General features: G+C 72.6%; 17 protein-coding genes. 12 read left to right on the top strand and 5 right to left on the bottom strand.

Features of this window, described 5'->3' with window-relative positions:
• Window positions 1–126 precede the first annotated feature (126 nt).
• Window positions 127–858 carry a barstar family protein gene (locus tag ACI2LW_RS31160; protein ID WP_404734604.1) on the top strand — a complete coding sequence of 244 codons (732 nt, stop codon included), beginning with the start codon at window positions 127–129 and terminating at the stop codon, window positions 856–858.
• 405 nt (window positions 859–1,263) lie between these two features.
• Window positions 1,264–2,202: a dihydrodipicolinate synthase family protein gene (locus ACI2LW_RS31155; protein ID WP_404734603.1), complete on the top strand. Its 939-nt coding sequence runs from the start codon at window positions 1,264–1,266 to the stop codon at window positions 2,200–2,202.
• 32 nt (window positions 2,203–2,234) lie between these two features.
• Here the strand turns inward: ACI2LW_RS31155 and ACI2LW_RS31150 are convergent, their stop codons facing one another.
• The 3 genes from ACI2LW_RS31150 to leuA form a co-directional block, all read right to left on the bottom strand.
• Window positions 2,235–2,561 carry a helix-turn-helix domain-containing protein gene (locus ACI2LW_RS31150; protein ID WP_404734602.1) on the bottom strand — a complete coding sequence of 109 codons (327 nt, stop codon included), beginning with the start codon at window positions 2,559–2,561 and terminating at the stop codon, window positions 2,235–2,237.
• 217 nt (window positions 2,562–2,778) lie between these two features.
• Window positions 2,779–3,477: a TerB family tellurite resistance protein gene (locus tag ACI2LW_RS31145; protein ID WP_404734601.1), complete on the bottom strand. Its 699-nt coding sequence runs from the start codon at window positions 3,475–3,477 to the stop codon at window positions 2,779–2,781.
• Window positions 3,478–3,663: 186 nt separating this feature from the next.
• Entirely contained in the window at window positions 3,664–5,385 is a 1,722-nt protein-coding gene (gene leuA / locus ACI2LW_RS31140; RefSeq protein WP_404734600.1) for a 2-isopropylmalate synthase, read from the bottom strand.
• Window positions 5,386–5,886: 501 nt separating this feature from the next.
• Here leuA and ACI2LW_RS31135 point away from each other — a divergent pair.
• The 7 genes from ACI2LW_RS31135 (at window position 5,887) to ACI2LW_RS31105 (ending at window position 12,301) form a co-directional block, all read left to right on the top strand.
• Window positions 5,887–6,957, top strand: coding sequence for a M4 family metallopeptidase (locus ACI2LW_RS31135; RefSeq protein ID WP_404734599.1), 1,071 nt, complete (start codon window positions 5,887–5,889; stop codon window positions 6,955–6,957).
• A 57-nt stretch (window positions 6,958–7,014) separates the two neighbouring features.
• A complete protein-coding gene (locus ACI2LW_RS31130; protein WP_404734598.1) occupies window positions 7,015–7,281 on the top strand; it encodes a protealysin inhibitor emfourin in 267 nt (88 codons plus the stop codon).
• Window positions 7,282–7,424: 143 nt separating this feature from the next.
• Window positions 7,425–8,894: a GH1 family beta-glucosidase gene (locus tag ACI2LW_RS31125; protein ID WP_404734597.1), complete on the top strand. Its 1,470-nt coding sequence runs from the start codon at window positions 7,425–7,427 to the stop codon at window positions 8,892–8,894.
• 137 nt (window positions 8,895–9,031) lie between these two features.
• On the top strand, window positions 9,032–10,117 hold the full coding sequence (locus ACI2LW_RS31120; protein ID WP_404734596.1) for a PhoH family protein: 1,086 nt from the start codon (window positions 9,032–9,034) through the stop codon (window positions 10,115–10,117).
• Window positions 10,118–10,129: 12 nt separating this feature from the next.
• Window positions 10,130–10,627: an rRNA maturation RNase YbeY gene (ybeY, locus tag ACI2LW_RS31115; RefSeq protein ID WP_404734595.1), complete on the top strand. Its 498-nt coding sequence runs from the start codon at window positions 10,130–10,132 to the stop codon at window positions 10,625–10,627.
• A gap of 7 nt (window positions 10,628–10,634) precedes the next feature.
• Window positions 10,635–11,945, top strand: a complete 1,311-nt coding sequence (locus ACI2LW_RS31110) for a hemolysin family protein (protein WP_404734594.1) — start codon at window positions 10,635–10,637, stop codon at window positions 11,943–11,945.
• Window positions 11,942–12,301 carry an MmcQ/YjbR family DNA-binding protein gene (locus ACI2LW_RS31105; protein ID WP_404734593.1) on the top strand — a complete coding sequence of 120 codons (360 nt, stop codon included), beginning with the start codon at window positions 11,942–11,944 and terminating at the stop codon, window positions 12,299–12,301. The genes ACI2LW_RS31110 and ACI2LW_RS31105 overlap by 4 nt, the downstream gene beginning before the upstream one ends.
• Here the strand turns inward: ACI2LW_RS31105 and ACI2LW_RS31100 are convergent.
• Window positions 12,263–13,747: an MFS transporter gene (locus ACI2LW_RS31100; protein WP_404734592.1), complete on the bottom strand. Its 1,485-nt coding sequence runs from the start codon at window positions 13,745–13,747 to the stop codon at window positions 12,263–12,265. The two genes, ACI2LW_RS31105 and ACI2LW_RS31100, sit on opposite strands and share 39 nt — an antisense overlap.
• A 147-nt stretch (window positions 13,748–13,894) precedes the next feature.
• Between ACI2LW_RS31100 and ACI2LW_RS31095 the strand changes: the two genes are divergently transcribed.
• Both ACI2LW_RS31095 and ACI2LW_RS31090 read left to right on the top strand, forming a co-directional pair.
• Window positions 13,895–14,716 carry a helix-turn-helix transcriptional regulator gene (locus ACI2LW_RS31095; protein WP_404734633.1) on the top strand — a complete coding sequence of 274 codons (822 nt, stop codon included), beginning with the start codon at window positions 13,895–13,897 and terminating at the stop codon, window positions 14,714–14,716.
• Between the two features lie 312 nt (window positions 14,717–15,028).
• Entirely contained in the window at window positions 15,029–15,391 is a 363-nt protein-coding gene (locus ACI2LW_RS31090) for a cytidine deaminase (protein WP_404734591.1), read from the top strand.
• A 41-nt stretch (window positions 15,392–15,432) separates the two neighbouring features.
• Here the strand turns inward: ACI2LW_RS31090 and ACI2LW_RS31085 are convergent, their stop codons facing one another.
• Entirely contained in the window at window positions 15,433–15,771 is a 339-nt protein-coding gene (locus tag ACI2LW_RS31085; protein ID WP_404734590.1) for a P-II family nitrogen regulator, read from the bottom strand.
• Window positions 15,772–16,042: 271 nt separating this feature from the next.
• Here ACI2LW_RS31085 and era point away from each other — a divergent pair, with 271 nt between their 5' ends.
• Entirely contained in the window at window positions 16,043–16,996 is a 954-nt protein-coding gene (gene era, locus ACI2LW_RS31080; protein WP_404734589.1) for a GTPase Era, read from the top strand.
• The last annotated feature ends 401 nt before the right edge of the window (window positions 16,997–17,397 follow it).

Below are 17,397 nucleotides of genomic sequence, written 5' to 3'. Positions count from 1 at the left end.
GCCGCGCCAGGCGCAGCCTGACACATCCGCATCCATGAGGGCCGCCCTCGCCGAGCCCGGGCTCGGCGAGGGCGCCGCGTTGCGAGCAGTCGCGAAATTGGCGATGCCAGGAATGGACCGACCGAATTGCCCACCGAACAGCAGCCCCTGCCCTCACTCCCCTACCGCCTCATCGACCAGGAGACCCAGGATGTCCTGCTGACAGCCGACGACCTGCGTGGCTTCTTCATCGCCGAGGACCTGGACACGCAGCAGACACTCATGCTCGCGGGTGTGCAGTCATGCGATGCCCGCGTCCGGCGCACGGAGACGGCGCTGCTCCAAGTCCTGGACCACCAGGGCGAGCCCATCGGCGAGTACTACCTGGGGCGCGCGCGCCTCACCCCGTCCGCCCCGGACGGACACCTCACCCTCCAGGGCTACACCTGCGCGTACCCCCGAGCAGGGGAGATCTGGCGGCGGTGGGCGTCGGCGGAGCCGCTTCCCTACGGGGAATGGGCCCGACACCCGGTCGACTGGCACGAGAGCTGGCTGCACGTCGTGCAGAACGCCTGGTTCACCGGCGGCCACCGCGCCGCGCGCTACGGGACCGACGAAACCGTCACCCTCGACGGCCGCCTCCTCACCACCGGGGCCGGCTTCTACTGCGCACTCGGCGAGGCCGTCAACGGCCCCGGAGGCTACTTCGGGTCCAACCTCGACGCGCTCGACGACTGCCTCCGCGGGAGCCGCGCGGCTCCCGCGTTCCGCATCGAATGGGCACACTTCCCCCACTCCCGCCGGGCCCTCGGAGAGCGATTCATGACGTCGCTGTTGCGACTGTTCGCCGAGTTCCGTATCGAGGTGAGGCAAAGGTGACCGCACGCCCGCCCCGCATCGTCGAGGACCAGCTCGCCGCGTTGTCGCGGATGGCGGCCGAGCACATGGCCAGGCCTTTCCCCGCGGGGTTCCGGGGGCGGGACGTCGAGGGCCGGGACATGGTGTCGCTCGATGCGGATGCCTGCGGTTACGTCTCCGGCGTCCTCGAGGGTCCGCTGGATGCGCTGCGTCGGGCGGGGCTGAGGGGGCTGCCGGGGGTGTTCGAGGCGGTGCTTGCGGCGATCGGTGACGCGTACGCCGCCGCGTACTGCGCGCACCTGCGCGACATGGTCGTACTGGCTGTCGAAATCGAGGCATTGCGTGACACGCGGCGCAGTGGTGCGGCGGCTATACAGAGCACTACAAGGCATCTGCAGCGAACCGCCACCCCCAGGGAGCCCTCCCATGACCTTCGCCGCCCCGCTCACCGGTGTCGTCCCGCCCGTGTGCACGCCGCTCACCGAGGAGCGGGAGGTGGATGTGCCGTCCCTGCTGCGGCTGGTCGAGCATCTGGTGGAGGGCGGGGTGCACGGGCTGTTCGTGCTGGGGTCGACGTCCGAGGCGGCGTATCTGACGGACCGGCAGCGGCGGCAGGTGGTGGAGGCCGTGGTGGGGTACGTGGGCGGACAGCTGCCCGTGCTCGCCGGGGCGATCGACATGGCGACCGCCCGGGTGCTCGAACACGTCGCGGCGGTCACCGCGGCGGGCGCGCAGGCCGTCGTCGTCACCGCGCCGTTCTACGCCCGTGCCGCGCACCCGGCGGAGATCGCCCGCCACTACCGGCGGGTCGCGGCCGGCAGCCCGGTCCCGGTGCTGGCCTACGACATCCCGGTCTCCGTGCCCGCCCGGCTCCCGGCCGCCCTGGTCCTGCAGCTGGCCGCCGAGGGCGTGCTGGCGGGGCTGAAGGACTCCAGCGGGGACCTGGGCGGCTTCCGGGAGGTCGTCACCGGGCTCAGGGCCCACCCCGAGACCGCCGCCTTCAGCGTGCTCACCGGCTCGGAGCTGATCACCGACGCCGCCCTCGCCGTGGGCGCCGACGGGGCGGTGCCGGGGCTGGCCAACGTCGACCCGCACGGCTACGTGCGGCTGTACCGCCTCGCGCGCGCCGGGGACTGGGACGGCGCCCGCGCCGAGCAGGAGCGGCTGTGCGCGCTGTTCGCCATCACCCGCGCGGGCGACCCGGCCCGGATGGGCGCTGGCTCCTCCGCGCTGGGCGCCTTCAAGACGGCCCTCCACCTGCGCGGCATCATCGACTGCCCGGCCACGGCGGACCCCCAGATCCCCCTGTCGCACGAGGAAACCCAGCAGATCGCCAGACTCCTGGCCGCAGCCGAACTCCTCTGACCGCCGCCCGGCACGGCCACCGTGGAACAGTCTCAGCCGACCTTGCGCAACTCCCCGTCGTCGAAGACCGCGACCACCATCAGATTCCCTCCCAGCGCCTCGACGTAGCGGGCCACGACGTCGGTGCCGGAAGCCTGACCGTTCTCGATCTGTGAGACACGGCCCTTGCTCACGCCCATGCGTTCGGCCACCTGCGCTTGGGTGTACCCACGCTCCTTGCGCATCTCGACCAGCCGCCACGCCCGGGCTTCGGCCAGCAAGCGCTCGGCCCCCTGAAGAAAGGCGTCCCGGCCGCCGGCCAGCCCTTCCGCACGTTCACGGTGGCCACCGACGGCCGACCACGCGCTGTATCCGCTCACTTCCCCGACTCCTCCTTCCGATCAGCCAGGTATTCCGCGTACGGCGCTCGGCCAACGAGATCGCCCGTTTAGCATTCACTAAACCTCGCGTCGGTCGGTGAGGAAGGCGCAGCCGGCGGCGTTCACCCGAACGAGGACAGCGGCGCAGGAGGCGGTGACAGCGTCTTGGAGTCAGGCCCCGCGGCGCCGGGCGTCGGTCACGCGCGCGCAACGCGCCTCAGGACGGCGTCCGGGCCGCCGCCAGGAGGCGGGTGACGTCGTCGGCGCGGATGGTCAGGGCGGCGCCGACCGTGGTGAGGGCGTCGTGCTCGGCGGGGGTGTAGGGGCCGTCGGCCAGGGCGATGCGGGCGGCCTGGAGGAGGATGGACTCGCGGCCGGCCGGGGCGAGGTGCGGGGCCAGCGGGTCGAGGGCCTCGTGCAGCTCTATGGCCAGGCCCGCCACGCACGGCTGGTCGTCGTAGACCCGGCCGGTGTCCGCGGCCAGCGCCTCCACCAGGGCGGCCAGCCGCTCCTCGGTGCAGTCGGCGGAGCCGGCCGCGCGGACCGCGACGGCGGCGGTCTCCAGCGCCGTACGCGAGCAGGTGCCGCCCGCGGAGAGCACCGCCAGCGCCACGGTGTGCACGGCGTCGCGCAGCATCGCGGAGAAGCGGGAGGTGGTGGGGTGGTCCAGGACGTCCGTGCCGAAGTGGGCGCGGCAGGCCGCGCACTCGACGACCGGTCCGGTCACCCCGCGCGGCAGCAGGGGCACGCCGAGGACGGTGAAGCGACGGCGGCCGCTGAGCCGCTGGTAGTTGCGGTCGCCGCCGCAGCCGGGGCAGTAGAACTCGCCGTCGCCCACGGGTGTCCACGCGGTGCGGGTGCCCAGCATGCGGGCAAGCCGGACGGCACGGCCGTTTCGTCCCCGTACTGGCAGCACGTCGCACCTCCGTAACCCCGCGGCAACATCGCCGCGCTGGCGTGATGTTAGCCACAGCGGTGAGGCGGCGTCAGTACCCCGGAAGAGACCTTTCCGTGACCTCCCTGCCCGCATGGCCGGTATACGACGGGGCCCCGGCCGCCCGAAAAGGCGGCCGGGGCCCGGAAAAGTGCCGGTCGGAGGGGGTCAGCGGGTCGCGCGGTTGACGGCCGAGACGACCGCCTTCAGCGACGCACGTGTCGTGTTCGCATCGATGCCGATTCCCCACAGGACCTTGTCGCCGATCGCGCATTCGATGTAGGAGGCGGCCTGCGCGGAGGCGCCCTCGCTCATCGTGTGCTCCTGGTAGTCCAGCAGGCGTACGTCGACGCCGATGGACTGCAGGGCGTCGAAGAAGGCCGAGATCGGACCGTTGCCCGAGCCGGTCAGGACGGTGTCCTCGCCGTCGACCGTCGCCTCGACGGTGAGGGTGTCCACGCCGTCGGTGTCGGTGGTCGACTGGCCGGTCCTGACCTGGATGCGGCCCCAGGGGTTGTCCGGGTTGGGCAGGTACTCGTCCTGGAAGACCGCCCAGATCTCCTTCGGCGTGATCTCGCCGCCCTCGGCGTCGGTCTTCGCCTGGATGATCTTCGAGAACTCGATCTGCATCCGGCGCGGCAGGTCCAGCTTGTGGTCGTTCTTCAGGACGTAGGAGACACCGCCCTTGCCGGACTGCGAGTTGACCCGGATGACGGCCTCGTAGGAGCGGCCGACGTCCTTCGGGTCGATCGGCAGGTACGGCACCGCCCACTCCAGGTCGTCCACCGTGACGCCCTTGGCCTTGGCGTCGGCCTCCATCGCGTCGAAGCCCTTCTTGATGGCGTCCTGGTGGGAGCCGGAGAAGGACGTGTAGACCAGGTCGCCCACGTACGGGTGGCGCGGGTGGACCTCCATCTGGTTGCAGTACTCCCACGTACGGCGGATCTCGTCGATGTCGGAGAAGTCGATCTGCGGGTCGACGCCCTGCGAGAACAGGTTCATGCCCAGGGTGACCAGGTCGACGTTGCCGGTGCGCTCGCCCTGGCCGAACAGGCAGCCCTCGATGCGGTCGGCGCCGGCCATCAGCGCCAGCTCGGCCGCCGCCACCGCCGTGCCGCGGTCGTTGTGCGGGTGCACGGACAGGCAGACGTACTCGCGGCGGGACAGGTTGCGGTGCATCCACTCGAAGCGGTCCGCGTGCGTGGACGGGGTGGAGCGCTCGACGGTGGCGGGCAGGTTCAGGATGATCTCGCGGTCCGGGCCCGGCTGGTAGACGTCCATCACCGCCTCGCAGACCTCCAGCGCGAAGTCCAGCTCGGTGTCGGTGAAGATCTCCGGGCTGTACTGGTAGCCGAACTCGGTCTCGGGACCCAGCAGCTTCTCGCCGTACTCCATCACCAGGCGGGTGCCGTCGACGGCGATCTGCTTGATGTCGTCCCGGGAGCCGCGGAAGACGACCCGGCGGAAGACCGGGGCGGTGGCGTTGTAGAGGTGGACGGTGGCGCGGCGGGCGCCCTTCAGGGACTCCACGGTCCGCTCGATCAGGTCCTCGCGGGCCTGGGTCAGCACGGAGATCGTGACGTCCTCGGGGATCGCGCCCTCCTCCTCGATGATGGAGCGCACGAAGTCGAAGTCGGTCTGGCCGGAGGCGGGGAAGCCGACCTCGATCTCCTTGTAGCCCATCCGGACCAGCTGGTCGAACATCCGGCGCTTGCGCTCGGGCGACATCGGGTCGATCAGGGCCTGGTTGCCGTCGCGCAGGTCGGTGGAGAGCCAGCGGGGGGCGACGGTGATCCGCTTGTCCGGCCAGGTGCGGTCGGGGATGTCGACCTGCTCGTAGCGGCCGTACTTGTGGATCGGCATGGAACTGGGCTGCTGGCGGTTCGCCATGGTTGCGTGGGCTCCTCGAGAGTTCCGCGAGTGGCGCGGGTGCCGGAAGGACGGCCGACGGCGCAACGCCAGACTCCGCGGGGAGGGGGTCGGCCTACGACTACAGGCCCTCGCCGCGGCAGCTAAGGAGAAGCAGCCCGAAAAGCATGGTGCTCCGCAGCCTAGCCGAGCCGCGCCGGACGCGCGGGCCTGTTCCAGTATGCGAAACCAGAGGGATGTACCGGACCGAAACGGACGAACAGTGTGCGAGGTCACGCGGCACGGCCGCCACCTCGCGGTCGCTCCGCGGTCACGCCGCGGCCGCCGCACGGCCGCCGTACAGCCGTCACTCGGCCGCCACTCGGCCGTCGTGCGGTCGTCATGCGGCCGCCACTCGGCCGTCGTGCGGCCGTCGCGCGCCCCTACCACCGGTGACGAGGCGAAGGGGCGCTTGCCCCGATATTTCACCAATCATGGTTGCAGGTAGTGACAAGCACGTAACACAGTGCAAAGGTGCCGGGCATGACGACCAACGGGGGCTTCGAGCCCGTCTTCTGCACCATCGTGCCGCCCCACGTCCTCGACCGCCTCGCGCGCCACGAGGACCCCGCGCTCGCCCACCCCGCGCGCCGCACCCTGGAACGCGACGCCTTCGAGCGCACCCACCGCCGGCTGACCACCGTCATCGGCGCGCCCGCCGTCGCCGCCCCGCCGGGCAAGCAGGACGAACAGCCGCACCGCACGGTCTACGACGCCCGGCACGGCACCGAGCTGCCCGGCAGGAAGGTCCGTGGCGAGGGGCAGCAGCCCGGCAAGGACGCCACCGTCAACCGGGCCTACTCCGGCCTCGGCGCCACCTTCGAGCTGTATCTCACGGCCTACGGGCGCGACTCGATCGACGGCGCCGGCCTGCCGCTGGACGCCACGGTGCACTACGACGAGAAGTACAACAACGCCTTCTGGAACGGCGAGCAGATGGTGTTCGGCGACGGCGACGGCGAGATCTTCCTCGACTTCACCATCCCGGTCGACGTCATCGGCCACGAGCTGACCCACGGCGTCACCCAGCACACCGCGAACCTGACGTACTACGGCCAGTCCGGCGCGCTCAACGAGTCGCTCTCCGACGTCTTCGGCTCGCTGATCAAGCAGTACGCCCTCGGCCAGACCGCCGCCGAGGCCGACTGGCTGATCGGCGCCGGGCTGCTCGCCCCGCGCGTCACCGGCATCGCACTGCGCTCCATGAAGGCCCCCGGCACCGCCTACGACGACGACGTACTGGGCAAGGACCCCCAGCCGGCCACCATGGACGACTACGTCCGCACCGGCAGCGACAACGGCGGCGTGCACATCAACTCCGGCATCCCCAACCACGCCTTCTACCTGGCCGCCACCGCGCTCGGCGGCCACGCCTGGGAGAAGGCCGGGCAGATCTGGTACGACGTGCTGACCGGCGGCGGGCTGAAGGAGGACGCGCTCTTCGCGGACTTCGCCACCCTCACCGTGCAGGCGGCCCGGGAGCGCTACGGCGCGGGCGAGGAGCTCCAGGCGGTGCGCAAGGGGTGGGAACAGGTCGGAGTACGGACGCTGTAGCGCCGCGGTGACCGTGGACGCTGGGGTTCCGGACGATTCCGTACTAGACACGGACCCATGCGGATTCGAGTGAGGCGTACGGGAGGATTCGCGGGCATCGAGCGCCGCGCCGAGGTCGACACCTCGGGGCGGCCCGATGCCCCCGAGTGGCGCGCCCTGGCCGAGCGCGCCCTGGCCGCCGGACACGGCACGCGGCCGGCCGGGGTGCCGGACGGGTTCAGCTACGAGATCACCGTGGACGGCAGGACGGTCTACGCCGCCGATCCCCGGCTGACCGGGGACCAGCGCGAGCTGATCACCCGGGTGCTGAAGGAGGGGGCGTGAGGCCGCCCGAGGCGTGACGGCCGGAGCGTGACGGTCGGCGCCTGGCGTCCGGAGCGGGGCGTCCGGTGCGTACGTCCCGAGCGTGACGTCCGCCTGCCGCCGGGGCGTTGACTTCCGTTACCGCGGGTACGGATGATCCGCGCATGGCGACTGACGCAGGCGCGGGCACCGGGGCGGGTACGGGTACGGGCAGCAGCACGCCCCCGCAGACGAGCACGGGCGCGGACAGGGGCGCCGGCACGGGCACGGGCGCGAACCCGAGGCCCACGGAACCGGGCGCGGACCCGGGCGCCGCGGACGCCCCGCTCCCCCGGTTCCCGGCCGGCTTCCTGTGGGGCGTGTCCACGTCGGCCCACCAGATCGAGGGGGCGGCCGGTGAGCGCGCGCCGTCCGTGTGGGACGCCTTCGCGGCCGAGCCGGGCCGGATCAGGGACGGCTCCACGGCGGCGGTGGCCTGCGACCACTACCACCGCCACACCGAGGACGTGGCGCTCCTGGCCGGCCTCGGCGTGGACGCGTACCGCTTCTCCGTGTCCTGGCCCCGGGTGAACTCCCCCGGCGGCCTCGGCTTCTACGACCGGCTGGTCGACGAGGTGTGCGCGGCCGGTGTCCGCCCGGTCCCCACCCTCTTCCACTGGGACCTGCCGGCGGAGCTGGACTGGCTGGACCGGGACACCGCCGCGCGTTTCGCCGACCACGTGGCGGCGGTCGCCGGGCGCCTGGGCGACCGGGTGGGCACGTGGATCACCCTCAACGAGCCCGCCGAGCACACCCTGCTCGGCCACGCCCTGGGCGTGCACGCGCCGGGCAAAATGCTGCTGTTCGACGCCCTGCCGGCCGCCCACCACCAGCTCCTCGCCCACGGCCTCGCGGTACGCGCCCTGCGCGCGGCCGGCGCCGCCGACGTCGGCATCGCCAACTCCCACGGCCCGACCTGGCCGGCCTCGGACGGGCAGGCGGACGTCGAGGCGGCGGACTTCTACGACGTGCTGCTCAACCGGCTGTTCGCGGAGCCGCTGCTGCTCGGCGCGTACCCGGCCGGGCTGGGCGAGCTGATGCCGGCCGGCCCCGGGGGCGTCGAGGCCGACCTGGAGGTCATCGCCGAGCCGCTGGACTGGTACGGCGTGAACTACTACGCCCCCACCCGGGTGGGCGCGCCGCACCCCGCCGGGACCGAGTTCGGCGGGGTGGCGCTGCCCGCCGGGCTGCCCTTCTCCCTGCACCCCGTCGAGGGCCGCCCGGTCACCGACTTCGGCTGGCCGGTGGTCCCCGAGGGGCTGACCGAACTGCTCACCGGCTTCCGCGCCCGCTACGGCGACCGGCTCCCGCCCGTGATCGTCACCGAGAACGGCTGCTCCTACGAGGGCCTGGAGGACACCGACCGCATCGCCTACCTGGACGGCCACATCCGCGCCCTGCACCGGGCGGTCGAGGCCGGCGTGGACGTGCGGGGCTACTTCGTCTGGACGCTGCTGGACAACTGGGAGTGGGCGGAGGGCTACACCCGCCGCTTCGGCCTGGTCCACGTCGACCACGACACCCTCGAACGCACCCCGAAGGCGTCCTACCACTGGTTCCGCGACGCCCTGCGCGCCCAGCACCGCGAGCGCTGACCGGTGCGCGGTGGCGGGCGGGGCCGCCGAAAAGTCCTGGGGCGTTGTCACCGCCCCGTCGTACCCTGGGAAGCGCGAGGCCGCCCTCAGCCGTGCGGCCGTGACGAGGAGGACACGCAGGCCTTAAGCGCCGGCCCATGACTCAGACACCCGCAGCCAACACCCCCGCGCAGGGGCAGGCCAGAGCACAGTTCACCGTCCCCGCCCAGCACCCCATGGTGACCGTCCTGGGTTCCGGCGACTCCCTCCTGCGCGTGATCGAGAAGGCCTTCCCGGGGGCCGACATCCACGTCCGGGGCAATGAGATCAGCGCGGTCGGCGACCCGGTGGACGTCGCCATGATCCAGCGCGTGTTCGACGAGATGATGCTGGTGCTCCGCACCGGGCAGCCGATGACGGAGGACGCAGTGGAACGCTCGATCGCCATGCTGAAGGCGAGCGAGAGGGGGGAGAGCGACGGCCACGAGACCCCGGCCGAGGTGCTCACGCAGAACATCCTGTCCTCGCGCGGCCGCACCATCCGCCCCAAGACGCTCAACCAGAAGCGGTACGTCGACGCGATCGACAAGCACACGGTCGTCTTCGGCATCGGCCCCGCCGGCACCGGCAAGACCTACCTGGCCATGGCCAAGGCCGTGCAGGCCCTGCAGTCCAAGCAGGTCAACCGGATCATCCTGACCCGCCCGGCCGTCGAGGCCGGAGAGCGGCTCGGCTTCCTGCCCGGCACGCTCTACGAGAAGATCGACCCCTATCTGCGCCCGCTGTACGACGCGCTGCACGACATGATCGACCCGGACTCGATCCCGCGCCTGATGGCGGCGGGCACGATCGAGGTCGCACCGCTGGCGTACATGCGTGGCCGTACCCTCAATGACGCCTTCATCATCCTGGACGAGGCGCAGAACACCAGCCCGGAGCAGATGAAGATGTTCCTGACCCGGCTGGGCTTCGACTCCAAGATCGTGATCACCGGTGACGTGACGCAGGTGGACCTGCCGGGCGGCACCAAGAGCGGTCTGCGGCAGGTGCAGGACATCCTGGACGGCGTCGAGGACGTCCATTTCTCCCGGCTATCGTCGCACGACGTCGTCCGGCACAAGCTCGTGGGCCGTATCGTCGACGCGTACGAGAAGTACGACAGCGAGCACGGCACCGAGAACGGCGGCGCTCCCCGGAGCGCCGGCGGTCACGGCAGAGCCGGCCACGGGCACAAGGGGAAGTAGACCAGCACGACCATGTCGATCGACGTCAACAACGAGTCCGGCACCGAGGTCGACGAGCAGGCGATCCTCGACATCGCCCGCTACGCGCTCGCGCGGATGCGCATCCACCCGCTCTCCGAGCTCTCGGTGATCGTCGTGGACGCCGACGCCATGGAGCAGCTGCACATCCAGTGGATGGACCTGCCGGGGCCCACGGATGTCATGTCCTTCCCGATGGACGAGCTGAGGCCGCCGTCGAAGGACGACGACGAGCCCCCGCAGGGTCTGCTCGGCGACATCGTGCTGTGCCCGGAGGTCGCCGCCAAGCAGGGCGCCGAGGCGGAGACCCGGCACTCCATGGACGAGGAGCTCCAGCTGCTCACCGTCCACGGAGTGCTGCACCTGCTCGGCTACGACCACGAGGAGCCGGACGAGAAGGCCGAGATGTTCGGCCTCCAGGCCGCGATCGTGGACGGCTGGCGCGCGGAGCGGGGCCTGGAGGGCCCCTCCCCGGCGCCGACCGTCTCGTGAGCCGCCCATGAGTCCGCAGATCGTCGTCGGGGCGATCGCCCTGGTCGTGGTCGCGTGGCTGGCCGCCTGCGCGGAGGCGGGCGTGGCGCGGATCTCCAGCTTCCGGGCCGAGGAGGCCGTGAAGTCGGGCCGGCGCGGCAGCGCCCGGCTCGCGCAGGTCGCCGCCGACCCCACCCGCTATCTGAACGTGGCCCTGCTGGTCCGGGTCACCTGCGAGATGGCGGCCGCGGCCCTGGTGACGTACGCCTGCCTGCAGGAGTTCGCCGCCACCTGGCAGGCCCTGCTGGTCGCCATCGGCGTCATGGTGCTGGTGTCGTACGTCGCCGTCGGTGTCTCCCCGCGCACCATCGGCCGCCAGCACCCGCTGAACACGGCGACGGCCGCCGCGTACGTCCTGCTGCCGCTGGCACGGATCATGGGGCCGATCCCGTCGCTGCTGATCCTCATCGGCAACGCGCTCACCCCCGGCAAGGGGTTCCGCCGCGGCCCGTTCGCCTCCGAGGCGGAACTGCGCGCGCTGGTCGACCTGGCCGAGCAGGAGTCGCTGATCGAGGACGAGGAGCGCCGCATGGTGCACTCGGTCTTCGAACTCGGCGACACCCTCGTGCGCGAGGTGATGGTGCCGCGCACCGACCTCGTCGTCATCGAGCGGTACAAGACGATCCGGCAGGCCCTCACCCTGGCGCTGCGCTCCGGTTTCTCGCGCATCCCGGTCACCGGGGAGAGCGAGGACGACATCGTCGGCATCGTCTATCTGAAGGACCTGGCGCGCCGCACGCACATCAGCCGCGACGCCGAGAACGACCTGGTGTCCACGGCGATGCGCCCGGCCGTGTTCGTGCCGGACACCAAGAACGCCGGCGACCTGCTGCGCGAGATGCAGAAGGAACGCAACCACGTCGCCGTCGTCATCGACGAGTACGGCGGCACGGCCGGCATCGTCACCATCGAGGACATCCTCGAGGAGATCGTCGGCGAGATCACCGACGAGTACGACCGGGAGCTGCCGCCCGTGGAGGAGCTGGGCGAGGACCGCCACCGGGTCACCGCTCGCCTGGACATCACCGACCTGGGCGAACTGTACGACCTGGAGGAGTACGACGACGAGGACGTGGAGACGGTCGGCGGGCTGCTCGCCAAGGCCCTCGGCCGCGTCCCCATCGCCGGGGCGTCCGCGGTGGTGGTACTGCCGGACGGGCGGGAGCTGAGGCTGACCGCGGAGGCCGCCGCCGGCCGCCGCAACAAGATCGTGACGGTGCTGGTGGAGCCCGTGCCGTCGGCCGGCCCGCCGGAGGGCGAGGAGAAGGGACCGGAGTGACGCCCCAGGAGCTGCGCGCCCTGTGCCTGTCGTTCAACGCGGCCGTGGAGGACTTCCCCTTCAACCCGCGGACCTCGGTCTTCAAGGTGCTGGGCAAGATGTTCGCACTGACCGACCTCCAGGCGCGGCCCCTGACGGTGAACCTCAAGTGCGACCCGGAGGACGCGATCCGGCTGCGCGGCGCCCACCCGGGGCTGATCGTCCCCGGCTGGCACATGAACAAGCGGCACTGGAACACGGTCACGGTGGACGCGGAGCTCCCGGACCGGCTGGTCCGGGAGCTCGTGGAGGACTCCTACGACCTGGTCGTCGCCGGGCTACCGCGCGCCGAACGACTCCGTCTCGACCGTCCCTGAGGCCGCCCGCGCCGCCCCGGCCGTCCGCCCCGCCCGCAGCCCCAGCCCGGCGGCCACGGCCGCCACGAGCACGACCGCCGCGTCCAGGGCGAGCACCGTGCGGACGCCGGACAGCAGGTCGCCGGAGGTGGTGGCGAGCACGCCCAGCAGCGGGATGCCGACGGTGACGCCGACCTGCTGGGTGGAGGTGACCAGGCCGGTGGCCAGGCCCTGCTCCTCGTCGGGGACGCCGGAGGTGACCGTCAGACCGTAGGAGACGATCGCGCCCAGGTGGCACACGCCGGCCAGGGAGACGGCCGCCACGGCGAGCCAGACCGACCACATGTGGGCGTTCAGGAGCAGCAGGGCGGCGGTCAGCGCGCCCTGCCCGGCGAGCGAGCCGGCCAGCGTGCGGGGCGCCCCGAAGCGGCCGATCACCTTCGCGGCGTACGGGCCGGCGAACGCCGACAGCAGGCCCTGGGCGCCGAAGACCAGGCCCGTCTCGAAGGCCGACAGGCCCAGCACCTCCTGGAGGTACAGGGTCAGCACGAAGATGACCGTCGACATCATCGAGAAGGTGACCAGGCCGCCCAGGTTGCCCCAGGCCACCGTGCGGCGGCGCAGCATGGGCAGCGAGACCAGCGGCTGCGGGGTACGGGACTCCACGGCCGCGAACACGGTCAGCAGCAGCACGCCCGCGACCAGCGTGACGATGACGTCCGCGCCGCCGAAGCCGCGGTCGGCGGCCGTCGACAGGGCGTAGATGAGGGACAGCAGGCCCGCGGTGACGGTGACCGCGCCGGGCACGTCCAGGCGGGGCCGTTCGGGGGTGCGCGACTCGGGCAGCAGGCCGGGCGCGAGCGGCAGCACGATCAGCGCGAACAGCGCCAGCAGGCCCATGGTGGAGCGCCAGCCGAGGACGTCGGTGAGGACGCCGCCGGCCACCATGCCGACGGTGAAGCCGAGGGAGAGCAGGGTCCCGGAGACGCTCAGGGCGCGGTCCCGGGCCGGGCCCTCGGGGAAGGTGGTGGTCAGCAGGGACATCCCGGTGGGCACGATCGCCGCCGCGCCCAGGCCCTGCAGCGCCCGCCCGGCCAGGAAGGACGCGGGGTCCTGGGCGAGGGTGGCGAGCAGTGAGGCCGCGCCGAACAGGGCCAGTCCGGCGAGGAACAGCCGGCGCCGGCCGTACAGGTCGCCCATCCGGCCGAACAGCAGCAGGAAGCCGCCCGAGGGCAGGGCGAACGCGGTGACCGCCCACTGCAGGGCGGAGGTGCTCAGGCCGAGGTCCGGGCCGAGGGCGGGCAGGGCCACGTTCAGGACGGAGAAGTCGAGGGCGACCATGAACTGGGCCGCGCACAGGATGAACAGCACGAGTCCGGCGCGGGCCGGCGGCCGGGCCCGGCCGCGCGGTGCGCGGTCCCGGCCTCGCGGGCCGGTGGAGGAGGAGGTGGTGGTGTCGAGTGCCATGGCACGAGCCTGCGGCGGCGGGAACAGCCGTGGGGAGTGGCGGCTTATGGTGGTGGTGCCACCACCGGCCAGCACGCGAGGGGGGATGCGTACGTGCCCGAGGACCTGTCCAAGTCCCGCCGGCTGCGCGAGTTGCGCGAGTTCCTGATGAGCCGTCGGGCCCGGGTCACACCGGCCGAGGCGGGTCTGCCGGACGGCGGCGCCCGGCGCCGCACCCCCGGGCTGCGCCGCGAGGAGGTCGCGGTGCTCGCGGGGGTGGGCGCGTCCTGGTACCAGTGGCTGGAGCAGGGCCGGGACATCTCCGTCTCCCCGCAGGTCCTGGACGCCGTCGCCCGGGTGCTGCGGCTCAGCGACGCCGAGCGCCGGCATCTGTACCTGCTGGCCGGGCTGAACCCGCCGCCGCCCCAAGTGGCGCCGGAGCGGCGGGAGATGGGCGAGGGGCTGCGGCGGCTGATCGACGCCTGGATGCCGTATCCGGCCCACATCATGGATGTGTACTACAACTGCGTGATGTACAACGACGCCGCCGCGGCGGTGCTCGGCATGCGCCCGGACATCACCCAGAACTGTCTGGTGGACTTCTTCACCGACCCGCTCTACCGCTCCCGCAGCAGGAGTTGGGAGCGCAACGCGCGCACGGTCGTGGCACAGTTCCGGGCCGCCTCCTCCGGCCGCCCCGGCGACGAGGGCTACCAGGCCGTGCTGGAGCGGGCGTCGGCGGCGAGCGCGGAGTTCGCCGCGCTGTGGCAGGAGCGGGACATCGAGGACGCCGGACAGATCCGCAAGGAGCTCGACCATCCGCTGGCCGGGCTGCTGTGCCTGGAGGCGACGGCGCTGAAGGTGCCGGCCCGGCCGGATCTGACGATCGTGCTGCACACCCCGCTGGACGAGGCGGACACGGCGGCCAAGCTGGAATGGCTGGCCTCACCGCAGGCGCGACGCGGGACGATGCACCCGGTGGCGGGCTGAGCCGGGCCCGCCACCCGCGCGGTCACGGCACCGCGTGCCGGGCGGGTGGCCGGGCGGGCGGGCGGTGTTGGGCGGGCGGTGTTGGGCGGCCAGTACCGGGCGTCCGCTGCCGGGCGGCCGGAGCAGGAGCCGGAGCCGATGCCGGGCGTCGGCTGCCGGGCGGCCAGTGCCGTACGTCCGCGCCGGGCGTCGGATGCCGGGCGGCCGGAGCCGACGCCGAGGCCGGGCGTCCGCTGCCGGGCGGCCAGTGCCGTACGTCCGCGCCGGGCGTCCGCTGCCGGGCGGCCCGCGGGGGCTCCGTATGCTCGGATCATGACCGACAGCAACGCGCTCGACCCCGAGGACCGCAAGATCGTCACCCTGGCCCGCTCCGTACGGGCCCGCAACGGCGTGCCGGAGGGCGCGGCGGTACGCGACGAGACCGGCCGTACCTACGCCGCCGGGTCGGTGGACCTGCCCTCGCTGCGGCTGAGCGCCCTGCAGACCGCCGTCGCGATGGCGGTCGCCTCGGGCGCGCGGTCGCTGGAGGCGGCGGCCGTGGTGAGCGAGGCCGAGGAGGTCGCGGAGCGGGACCGGGCCGCCGTGGCGGACCTCGGCGGGGCCGGGACGCCGGTGCTGCTCGCCGGGCCCGACGGACAGGTGCGGCGGACCGCCCCGGCGGGCACCGCCGACTAGGGCGGGGCCGGGGGCCTGGGCCGGGGGCCGGGCGGTGCCCGTCAGAGGGCGTCGGGGCCGCGCTCGCCGGTGCGGACCCGGACGACCGTCTCCACCGGCAGCATCCAGACCTTGCCGTCGCCGATCTTCCCCGTCTGCGCCGCCCCGACGATCGCGTCGATCACCTGGTCGGCGACCGCGTCGTCCACGACCACCTCGATGCGCACCTTGGGCACGAGGTCGACCCGGTACTCGGCGCCGCGGTACACCTCCGTGTGGCCGCGCTGCCGGCCGTAGCCGCTGGCCTCGGTGACGGTCAGGCCGTGCACGCCCATGTCCTGCAGGGCGGTCTTCACCTCGTCGAGGCGGTACGGCTTGACGATCGCGGTGATGAGCTTCATGCCCGGGACGTGACCTTCTGCGCGGAGGAGGCGGCGGCGGACGCGCCGACCGGGGCACCGTGCCCCAGGCCCCGTGATCGTAGGCGGTCCCGGGGTGCACCGTAAGGTCCGGGCCGGTGTGTTTCTGCTCCTCGCCGCCGCCGAGGTCCGGTCGCGTACGGCTGCGTTCCGGTGACGTTGCGTGGCGCGCGGGCGTCACCGGGGCCTCACCGCGGGGCGGCCGGTGCGAGCGGGGTGCGGCGGGGCCCGGTGGATCAGGGACAATGACGCCATGAGCGTTCGCACCCAGTCATCCGAGCAGCCCGCCGAGGCCGTGCACCGGGCCGGTTTCGCGTGTTTCGTGGGCCGTCCCAACGCGGGCAAGTCCACCCTTACGAACGCTCTGGTCGGGCAGAAGGTGGCGATCACCTCCAACCGGCCGCAGACGACCCGGCACACCGTGCGGGGCATCGTGCACCGGGAGGACGCCCAGCTGATCCTGGTGGACACCCCCGGGCTGCACAAGCCGCGCACCCTGCTGGGCGAGCGGCTGAACGACGTGGTGCGCACGACCTGGGCCGAGGTCGACGTGATCGGCTTCTGCCTGCCGGCCGACCAGAAGATCGGGCCGGGCGACCGCTTCATCGCCAAGGAACTCGCCGGGATCAGGAAGACCCCGAAGGTCGCCATCGTCACCAAGACCGACCTGGTGGACCCCAAGACGCTGGCCGAGCAGCTGATCGCGATCGACCGGCTCGGCGAGGAGCTGGGGATCACCTGGGCGGAGATCGTGCCGGTGTCGGCGACGGCGGGCAAGCAGGTGGACCTGCTGGCCGACCTGCTGATCCCGCTGCTGCCGGAGGGCCCGGCGCTCTACCCCGAGGGCGACCTGACGGACGAGCCCGAGCAGGTGATGGTGGCCGAGCTGATCCGCGAGGCGGCCCTGGAGGGCGTACGGGACGAGCTGCCCCACTCCATCGCGGTGGTCGTGGAGGAGATGCTGCCGCGCGAGGACCGCCCGGCGGACAAGCCGCTGCTGGACATCCACGCCAACGTCTTCATCGAGCGCCCCAGCCAGAAGGGCATCATCATCGGCCCCAAGGGCAAGCGCCTGAAGGAGGTCGGCATCAAGTCCCGCAAACAGATCGAGGCCCTCCTGGGCACCCCGGTCTTCCTGGACCTCCACGTCAAGGTCGCCAAGGACTGGCAACGAGACCCCAAGCAGCTGCGCCGCCTGGGTTTCTGACGGGGTTTCCCTGACGGGGCTTCCGTCGCGTCCGGGCCGCCCGGGGCGCAGGGGCGCAGCCCCGCATGGGGCGCAGCCCCGCATGGGGCGCAGCCCCGCATGGGGCGCAGCCCCGCATGGGGCGCAGCCCCGCCCGGGGTGCAGGGGAGCAGCCCCGCATGGGGTCCGGGGCGCAGCCCCGCCCGGGGTGCAGGGGTGCAGCACCGCATGGGGTGCAGCCCCGCATGGGGTGCAGCACCGCATGGGGTGCAGGGGCGGAGCCCCGCGTGGGGTTCGGGGCGGAGCCCCGTGACGGCAACTCCTCCCCCCACCGAGTCGGGCGGGTCGGATGGGGCAAAGGGGGGTGCAGGGGGCGCAGCCCCCGCCCGGGGTCTGGGGCGGAGCCCCAGGGACGGTGACCC

Origin of the sequence: Streptomyces sp. NPDC004065, from assembly GCF_044903565.1 — a bacterium.
Classification (GTDB): domain Bacteria; phylum Actinomycetota; class Actinomycetes; order Streptomycetales; family Streptomycetaceae; genus Streptomyces.
This window is presented reverse-complemented; position numbering and strand designations above follow the sequence as displayed.